12 protein-coding genes and 1 rRNA gene are annotated in these 7,895 nt (G+C 40.8%); all 13 read right to left on the bottom strand.

Features of this window, described 5'->3' with window-relative positions:
* Nucleotides 1–90, bottom strand: a 16S ribosomal RNA gene (locus D8886_RS09820); the annotation flags it as partial.
* 235 nt (nucleotides 91–325) lie between these two features.
* Entirely contained in the window at nucleotides 326–1,585 is a 1,260-nt protein-coding gene (locus D8886_RS09815) for a glutamate-cysteine ligase family protein (protein WP_125435401.1), read from the bottom strand.
* A gap of 247 nt (nucleotides 1,586–1,832) precedes the next feature.
* Nucleotides 1,833–2,219, bottom strand: coding sequence for a 50S ribosomal protein L17 (rplQ, locus tag D8886_RS09810; RefSeq protein WP_002894521.1), 387 nt, complete (start codon nucleotides 2,217–2,219; stop codon nucleotides 1,833–1,835).
* Between the two features lie 11 nt (nucleotides 2,220–2,230).
* Nucleotides 2,231–3,169: a DNA-directed RNA polymerase subunit alpha gene (locus D8886_RS09805; protein WP_125435399.1), complete on the bottom strand. Its 939-nt coding sequence runs from the start codon at nucleotides 3,167–3,169 to the stop codon at nucleotides 2,231–2,233.
* Between the two features lie 45 nt (nucleotides 3,170–3,214).
* Nucleotides 3,215–3,598 (bottom strand): 30S ribosomal protein S11, encoded by a 384-nt coding sequence (gene rpsK, locus D8886_RS09800; RefSeq protein ID WP_001118385.1) that lies wholly within the window; start codon nucleotides 3,596–3,598, stop codon nucleotides 3,215–3,217.
* A gap of 19 nt (nucleotides 3,599–3,617) precedes the next feature.
* The gene (gene rpsM / locus D8886_RS09795) at nucleotides 3,618–3,983 is read right to left on the bottom strand and encodes a 30S ribosomal protein S13 (RefSeq protein WP_002894516.1); all 366 of its coding nucleotides are present in this window, start codon (nucleotides 3,981–3,983) and stop codon (nucleotides 3,618–3,620) included.
* A gap of 17 nt (nucleotides 3,984–4,000) precedes the next feature.
* The gene (gene rpmJ / locus D8886_RS09790) at nucleotides 4,001–4,117 is read right to left on the bottom strand and encodes a 50S ribosomal protein L36 (RefSeq protein ID WP_001808836.1); all 117 of its coding nucleotides are present in this window, start codon (nucleotides 4,115–4,117) and stop codon (nucleotides 4,001–4,003) included.
* Nucleotides 4,118–4,139: 22 nt separating this feature from the next.
* Nucleotides 4,140–4,358 carry a translation initiation factor IF-1 gene (gene infA / locus D8886_RS09785; RefSeq protein ID WP_001029883.1) on the bottom strand — a complete coding sequence of 73 codons (219 nt, stop codon included), beginning with the start codon at nucleotides 4,356–4,358 and terminating at the stop codon, nucleotides 4,140–4,142.
* Nucleotides 4,359–4,475: 117 nt separating this feature from the next.
* Complete coding sequence (locus tag D8886_RS09780; RefSeq protein WP_125435397.1) at nucleotides 4,476–5,114, bottom strand: adenylate kinase; 639 nt, start codon at nucleotides 5,112–5,114, stop codon at nucleotides 4,476–4,478.
* Nucleotides 5,115–5,287: 173 nt separating this feature from the next.
* Nucleotides 5,288–6,595, bottom strand: a complete 1,308-nt coding sequence (gene secY / locus D8886_RS09775) for a preprotein translocase subunit SecY (RefSeq protein WP_125435395.1) — start codon at nucleotides 6,593–6,595, stop codon at nucleotides 5,288–5,290.
* Between the two features lie 12 nt (nucleotides 6,596–6,607).
* Nucleotides 6,608–7,048 carry a 50S ribosomal protein L15 gene (gene rplO / locus D8886_RS09770; protein ID WP_002901833.1) on the bottom strand — a complete coding sequence of 147 codons (441 nt, stop codon included), beginning with the start codon at nucleotides 7,046–7,048 and terminating at the stop codon, nucleotides 6,608–6,610.
* A 154-nt stretch (nucleotides 7,049–7,202) separates the two neighbouring features.
* On the bottom strand, nucleotides 7,203–7,385 hold the full coding sequence (gene rpmD / locus D8886_RS09765) for a 50S ribosomal protein L30 (protein ID WP_002899668.1): 183 nt from the start codon (nucleotides 7,383–7,385) through the stop codon (nucleotides 7,203–7,205).
* Between the two features lie 13 nt (nucleotides 7,386–7,398).
* Nucleotides 7,399–7,893, bottom strand: coding sequence for a 30S ribosomal protein S5 (rpsE, locus tag D8886_RS09760; RefSeq protein WP_002894506.1), 495 nt, complete (start codon nucleotides 7,891–7,893; stop codon nucleotides 7,399–7,401).
* Nucleotides 7,894–7,895 lie beyond the last annotated feature (2 nt).

Below are 7,895 nucleotides of genomic sequence, written 5' to 3'. Positions count from 1 at the left end.
AAGAGCAAGCTCCTCTCTTCAGCGTTCTACTTGCATGTATTAGGCACGCCGCCAGCGTTCGTCCTGAGCCAGGATCAAACTCTCATTAAAAAGTTTGAGTTCGCACTCATTACTGTCCACTGACAGATTTATTTTCTCGTTTTTTTGACAGGTTACATATTTCTATGTCACCCTGCACTTGGTTCGTCTTGTTCAGTTTTCAAAGGGCTTTGTCTTTCGCGACAACTATATTAGTATATCACCTATACCTACTACCTGTCAATACCTTTTTTGAAAAAATTTAAAAGTTTTCTAGAATTTTTTATTCATCAGAGGCTAGCCTCTATTAAAGAGTGGGAAGATAAGCTTCCTCACCTAGTTGACGAGCTAATAAACCAGCTCTCGCCAGCTGAAGCAAAGTCTTTGTGAATTCATAAATATGATCTGTTTCACTTGCGGTCAACTCTTTTTTAGAGAACCTTCTTCTTAAAGCTTTGTAATCTCGACCTTCCTGTTGAAAGAAGGTAGCATCTTGTAAATAGGTTTTTACATTTTCCAGATTTTCTAAAATACCAAGATGAAAAGCAGCAGAAGAAAAGGTTTTATCAAAAGGTTGGGTACAGACACTCCGAAACTCTACTGTCCCCCGTGTCGTCAAATCTTGATACTGGTAACTTCTGTGATTCTTGAAGTCTGCTTCCCTTGGAGTCAAGTTTGCTTTTTCACCTGAAAGGCTATAAGCTTCAATAGTTTTCTGGCTCAAGTATTCATTAGCAGCTATCGGATAGAAATAGTAGGATTGACCATTTCGTTCAGCAGTGAAAAGCGCTGATTTACTAAGATAAGTAAAAAAATCATCTTCAGTTTGAAAATCTTTCGAATTCACACCCGCATTTTCCTGTAAAATGCCATGCATTGATTGCTCCCAGAAAATATCCCGAGCTATTTTTGTATCCCAAGAAGAATCAGAAAACTCTGAATTGGCAAAAAGGTATGCCTTAGCAGCTTCAATTTGATTGAAGACATTGATAACAGTCAAATAATTCTCTCTTGAAACATCCAACTGCACTTGACTCCCACAAATAAAAGCGCCATATTCCGGATAATTGTGCAGACCATCCATGTTCTTTCCCATAGCTAAATACTGCATCAACATTTCATATCTTGGATACTTAACTGGACTGTTATCATTTTCTGACCAGAAAGGATGAATACCTTTACCTTGAATTTCATGGTTTTCTGTGCGAAGAATTGGCTGAATAATGTTCAGATAGTCCTTAAAACGCTCTTCAACTTCTTGAATTCTGCTAGCCTTGGCAAAAGCAAATTCCAAAGTATTGTAAGAGACCTCAAAAAGAATTCTGTCTTCATTTTTAGCCGATTTCAGTTGGATGGGGTTCCCGTCTCTATCAAATCGTTCTGCCTCAAAATCATACTCTTCCAACAGACGCTTCAAGAGATTCTTGGCAACATTTGTATCCGTTGCTCCGCCCCGGCTATTGACAATAGGAAATTCTAACTCAATGCCAATGTAGACAGTTGGATTTTCTTTGATATTCTTTAAATAGCGTTCTTTTAAAATTTGGATTGAATCAGTCATTTCCATTTCCTATAAATTTTTGATAGTGTTAGAGTATTATAACAAAATTTCAGGTATTTTCCTAGCCTCATACAAAAACGCCTGCTTACGAAATTGTTTTTGTCTTAAAAGCAATTTCGTAAACAAGCGTCTACCTATTATCACCTATATGATGAGTGTTCCCGCTAGGAAAAAATCCTAGCGGTAGACCAGAGCTAGACTAAGAATAGAAATTCTATTCCATCATCATAACACTCAACAAAGATTGATGATCTTAAACTAATTCGATGATTGCCATTGGCGCAGCATCTCCACGGCGCGGTTCAGTTTTCAGGATACGAGTATATCCACCGTTGCGCTCTGCATAGCGTGGTGCAATCTCAGAGAACAATTTTTGAAGAGCAGTAGTTGTAGTATACTTTTCTGTTGCTTCATCATAGTTTTCTGATGCGATTTCATTACGTACAAAAGCTGCAGCTTGACGACGAGCGTGCAAGTCTCCACGTTTGCCCAATGTAATCATTTTTTCAACTGTTTTACGGATTTCTTTAGCACGAGCTTCAGTTGTCACGATTGATTCGTTGATCAGCAAATCAGTAGTCAAATCGCGAAGCATCGCTTTACGTTGTGAGCTAGTGCGTCCTAGTTTACGGTAAGCCATGTATTCCTCCTTTATTTATCGTTTTTTAACCCCAGACCGAGATCAGCAAGTTTAACTTTTACTTCTTCCAGACTCTTGCGTCCCAAGTTACGAACTTTCATCATTTCAGGCTCAGATTTCTCTGTCAAATCAAATACAGTATTGATACCTGCACGCTTCAAACAGTTGTATGAGCGAACTGACAAATCTAATTCTTCGATAGTCCGTTCCAAAATGCGGTCATCAGAAGTCTTTTCTACTTCCTTCATAACGTCTGCAGCGATAGCTACTTCTGTCAGATTAGTGAAGAGATTCAAATGTTCCGTAAGGATGCGGGCTGAAAGTCCCAAAGCATCTTCTGGAATAATTGTTCCATTCGTTAAAATTTCAAGGGTTAGTTTGTCAAAACCATCGTTGCTACCAACACGAGCTGGCTCAACCTGGTAATTAACTTTTGTCACAGGCGTATAGATAGAATCCACCGCAAGTGTTCCCACTGGTGCATCATCTTTCTTATTTTCATCTGCAGGCACATAACCACGACCGCTATTGACAGTCATCGTTGCCTTAAAGCTTGCACCTTCTCCGATTGTAAAGAGATAATGATCAGGGTTTATAATTTCAATATCACTGTCTGTTAAAATGTCTCCGGCAGTTACTTCTGCTGGTCCTTCAACATCCAGTTCAATAATCTTTTCGTCTTGGACGTAAGATTTTACAGCAATCCCTTTGACGTTCAGAATAATTTGCATCACGTCTTCACGGACACCAGAAATTGTATCAAACTCGTGTAACACACCTTCAATATTAATTGAAGTAACAGCAGCACCTGGAAGTGAAGCCAAAAGCACACGGCGAAGAGAATTTCCCAGCGTTGTACCATAGCCACGCTCAAGCGGCTCTACTACAAACTTGCCATAATCTTTATTTTCATCAATTTTTGTTATATTTGGTTTTTCAAACTCAATCATTTGCTATACTCCCTCTTAAACGAAAAGCAGTGTAACGGTTGGTGATTATACACGGCGACGTTTTGGAGGACGAGCACCATTGTGTGGTACAGGAGTCACATCACGAATAGCTGTTACTTCAAGACCAGCGGCAGCAAGAGCACGAATAGCAGACTCACGACCAGAACCTGGACCTTTTACAGTAACTTCAACTGATTTCAGACCGTGTTCCTGTGCAGATTTAGCAGCTGCTTCAGATGCCATTTGGGCAGCAAATGGTGTAGATTTACGAGAACCTTTAAATCCAAGAGCTCCAGCAGATGACCAAGCAATCGCGTTACCATGCACATCAGTAATCATAACAATAGTGTTATTAAATGTAGCGTGAATATGAGCAATACCGGATTCGATATTTTTCTTCACACGACGTTTACGTGTTGGTTTAGCCAAGACTTTTTACCTCCTTATATTATTTTTTCTTACCTGCAATCGCAACAGCTTTACCTTTACGAGTGCGGGCGTTATTTTTAGTGTTTTGTCCACGGACAGGAAGTCCACGACGGTGACGGATTCCACGGTATGAACCGATTTCCATCAAACGTTTGATGTTCAAGTTTACTTCACGACGAAGGTCACCTTCAACTTTAATCGCATCTACTTCACGACGGATAGCGTCTTCTTGTTCGATTGTGAGATCTTTTACACGGATGTCTTCTGAAACTCCAGCAGCTGCCAAGATTTTCTTAGAAGTTGGAAGTCCGATACCGTACACATAAGTCAGTGAAACGACTACACGTTTGTCATTTGGAATGTCAACTCCAGCAATACGAGCCATTTTTTCTCCTTTCTATCTTATCCTTGACGTTGTTTGTGTTTTGGATTTGCTGGGCAAATTACCATAACACGACCATTACGACGAATAACTTTGCAGTATTCGCAAATTGGTTTGACCGATGGTCTTACTTTCATTTTTTCCCTCCAAGTTTTTCGATTATTTAAAGCGGTATGTGATCCGTCCACGTGTCAAATCATAAGGACTCATTTCTACAGTCACACGGTCTCCCGCTAAAATACGAATATAGTTTTTACGAATTTTACCAGAAACTGTTGCTAAAATCTGATGTCCATTTTCAAGTTCAACCGTAAACATTGCATTGGGCATTGTATCAACTACCTTGCCTTCAACCTCAATCACATCGTCTTTTGCCACGCAAAAGTACCTCCATAAATTTCGATTTGATCCCTCTGAGCACAGAGGTAACAATTATAAGTCAGACTAATTCATTGTATCACTACTTGTCAAATATTGCAAGCAGGAAAAACGCTTTTATTTCAAATTTGTCAAGACTTTTTCGATAGCTGAGAAGACATCATTAATATCTTGATTTCCTTGAATATCATGGACCAGATCTTTGCTGCGATAGTGATCAATAATCGGCTGACCCTGAGCGATATTGACATCCAAACGACGTTTAACTGTCTCAGGCTTATCGTCTTCGCGCTGGTAATAATCCTCTTCCTTGTAGTCTGCAGGTGGATTGAATACCTTATGGAAGGTTTCACCTGTTTCACGATGGATAATCCGACCGCTCAAACGCTCCAGTAAGCTGTTAGGATCCACTTCGATATTGATAACTCCGTCCAAAGCCAAATCAAGCTCTGCTAGTGTTTGATCCAAGGCATTTGCTTGCTCAATCGTGCGCGGATAGCCATCCAAGAGGAAGCCTGTTTGCTTAATATCATCCTGGCTCAAGCGCTCTTTGACAATGCCGTTTGTCACTTGGTCTGGAACCAACTCGCCCTTGTCAATATAGGACTTGGCTAAAACGCCCATCTCTGTTTGGTTAGCAATCGCCGCACGGAACATATCTCCAGTTGAAATATGCGCAACATTGAAATGCTCAACGATTTTAGCAGCTTGAGTTCCTTTACCAGCACCTGGTAAGCCCATAATCAAAAGATTCATGATTGGTCTCCTTTTTTGTTTTTAAAGCAATCTATTAAACCGATTAATAAACTCGTTTAAAAACAAAATAGAAGGGGGTGAGTCTACTCTGTCCCCTTTTATTTTGTTTATTTTCGGTTCAAGAAAGGTTATCTGAACAGGCTTCTCATTAGAAAAGCTATTCAAAAGTTCCCTTACTCTGAAGTATCCATAAAGCCGACATACTTTCTCTTCAGCAGGTAGCCTTCTAGCTGTTTCATTCCCTCAATACCAGTTGAGATGATGATTAAGAGACTGGTTCCTCCAAGAGCAACGGCATCTGTCAATCCAAATACATCTTTAGCCAAGATAGGCAGGATAGAGATGAAACCTAGGAAAAGAGAGCCCACTGTTGCCAAACGACGCAACAGCTTAGACATGTAGTCTTCTGTTCCTTTACCCGGACGAACACCTGGAATGTAGGCTCCGCTCTTTTGCAGATTTTCTGCTGTCTTCTCTGGATTAATCTGTACAAAAGTATAGAAGAATGTAAAGAGGACAATCAGGAAGGCGTACATGAACATACCACTAATGGTCGTTGTTGCCAAAAGTGACTGAGCTGTCTTAACCCAATCTGCGTCATAGCCCATGGCACTGACAACTTGGAAAATCGCTGCCGGTGCAGCTGTAATCGAGCTGGCAAAGATTACTGGAATAACCCCAGCCGGATTGACTTTAAGTGGCAGATAGGAGCTAGAAGGTGCACCCTTAGCTACTTTCGTATACTGAACTGGAATTTTATATTCAGCCTGCTGTACAAAGGTTGTAAAGTAAATGATAAGCAGGACTGCCACAATCAGAATCCCTACAAAAATGAAGGATGAAGTCAAACGCTCACTCGGAATATTGACAAAGTAATCTTCATAAATACCTTTAATCATATCAGGGATAGCTGAGACGATTCCGGCAAAGATAATCATGGAAACGCCATTTCCGTAACCCTTATCCGTAATCTGCTCTCCCAGCCAAGTCACAATCATAGAACCAGTTGCTAGAAAAATGTAAATCAAAACATAGGTCTGTACATTCGGATTTGTAATAAGATTTGCTCTTGAGAGAGCGCCAAAACCAGCGGTAATCCCAATTGCCTGCAAAAAAGCCAACATGAGGGCGATATAACGAGTCGCTTGATTCAGCTTCCTACGTCCTACTTCCCCTTGCTTGCCCCACTCTACAAACTTCGGAAGCAAGTCCATTTGGAGCAACTGAACAACGATAGATGCTGAGATGTATGGACTGACCCCCAGAGCAAAGACTGAGAAGTTGCGCATGGCATTACCAGAAACCAAGCTCAGCATATTCAAGAATGGCAAATCATTCAAGTTGCTCAAAGCTTTGGCATTAATCCCCGGAACCGTTATGGTTGTACCGATACGGAAAACTAAGATGATAAAAATCGTGAACAGAATCTTAGACCGTACCTGTTTGATTTTAAATGCGTCTTTTAATAGTTTGAAAAACATAGGTCACCTCGCTTAGATGACTTCCACTGAACCACCTTTAGCAGTGATAGCTTCTTCAGCTGATTTAGAGAATTTAGCTGCCTTAACAGTCAATTTCTTTGTCAATTCTCCGTTACCAAGAATCTTGATACCTGATTTTTCAGCTTTTACAATACCTGCTTCGATGAGAACAACTGGTGTTACTTCAGCGCCATCTTCAAAGGCGTTCAGTTGGTCAAGGTTAACAATCGCATATTCTTTGCGGTTGATGTTCAGGAAACCACGTTTTGGAAGACGACGGAACAATGGAGTTTGTCCACCTTCAAAACCAAGGCGAACGCCGCCACCGCTACGAGCTTTTTGACCTTTTTGACCACGGCCAGATGTTTTACCGTTACCAGATGATGTACCACGACCAACACGGTTGCGGACTTTACGAGAACCTGCAGCAGGTTGTAATTCATGAAGTTTCATTATATTATTTCTCCTCTTTTGTCAAATGCTAGCGCTCATATAGGAGAAAAGGTGTCTCCTATATAAACTCGCCTATACATATATTTAGTTTTAGGGGCTGAGAAAATCCCATCCCCTAACGTATTTTAATTTAAAGTTGTTAAACCAGCAAAGCTTATTTAACGTCTTCAACAGTTACCAAGTGTGATACTGCAGTAATCATACCGCGTACTGCTGGATTATCTTCTTTGATAACTGAGCTGTTCAATTTGCCAAGTCCAAGTGCTACAACAGTTTTACGTTGTGACGGGATGCGTCCGATTGGAGACTTAGTCAAAGTAATTTTAATTTGAGCCATGTTATCTCCTTTCTTATGCCAAGTCAGAAACTGAAATACCACGAAGGGCAGCAACTTCTTCAGCGCGTTTTAATTGTTTCAAACCTTCAACAGTTGCGCGAACGATGTTGATTGGAGTGTTAGAGCCAAGAGATTTAGATGTAACATCTGCTACACCTGCCAATTCGATGACGGCACGAACCGCACCACCGGCAGCAACTCCAGAACCCTCAACAGCNGGCTTAAGCAATACTTTAGCTCCGCCAAATTCTGAAAGAACTTCGTGAGGAATTGTTGTGCCAACCATTGGTACTTCAATCAAATTCTTCTTCGCATCTTCAACTGCCTTGCGGATTGCTTCTGGTACTTCTTGAGCTTTACCAGTACCGAAGCCAACACGACCATTGCGATCACCAACAACTACAAGAGCTGCAAAGCGAAGACGACGTCCACCTTTAACAACTTTTGTAACACGGTTGATGGCAACTAAACGTTCTTCAAGTTCAACTGCGTTGTCTTTAAATGCCATTT

The organism is Streptococcus sanguinis (genome assembly GCF_003943655.1).
GTDB classification, from domain to species: domain Bacteria; phylum Bacillota; class Bacilli; order Lactobacillales; family Streptococcaceae; genus Streptococcus; species Streptococcus sanguinis_F.
This window is presented reverse-complemented; position numbering and strand designations above follow the sequence as displayed.

Excerpts from the sequence above, each read along its gene's own strand:
- rplO (WP_002901833.1), bottom strand. The coding sequence starts at position 7,048 with ATGAAACTTCATGAATTACAACCTGCTGCAGGTTCTCGTAAAGTCCGC.
- secY (WP_125435395.1), bottom strand. The coding sequence starts at position 6,595 with ATGTTTTTCAAACTATTAAAAGACGCATTTAAAATCAAACAGGTACGG.
- D8886_RS09780 (WP_125435397.1), bottom strand. The coding sequence starts at position 5,114 with ATGAATCTTTTGATTATGGGCTTACCAGGTGCTGGTAAAGGAACTCAA.
- D8886_RS09815 (WP_125435401.1), bottom strand. The coding sequence starts at position 1,585 with ATGGAAATGACTGATTCAATCCAAATTTTAAAAGAACGCTATTTAAAG.
- rplQ (WP_002894521.1), bottom strand. The coding sequence starts at position 2,219 with ATGGCTTACCGTAAACTAGGACGCACTAGCTCACAACGTAAAGCGATG.
- rpmD (WP_002899668.1), bottom strand. The coding sequence starts at position 7,385 with ATGGCTCAAATTAAAATTACTTTGACTAAGTCTCCAATCGGACGCATC.
- rpmJ (WP_001808836.1), bottom strand. The coding sequence starts at position 4,117 with ATGAAAGTAAGACCATCGGTCAAACCAATTTGCGAATACTGCAAAGTT.
- rpsM (WP_002894516.1), bottom strand. The coding sequence starts at position 3,983 with ATGGCTCGTATTGCTGGAGTTGACATTCCAAATGACAAACGTGTAGTC.
- D8886_RS09805 (WP_125435399.1), bottom strand. The coding sequence starts at position 3,169 with ATGATTGAGTTTGAAAAACCAAATATAACAAAAATTGATGAAAATAAA.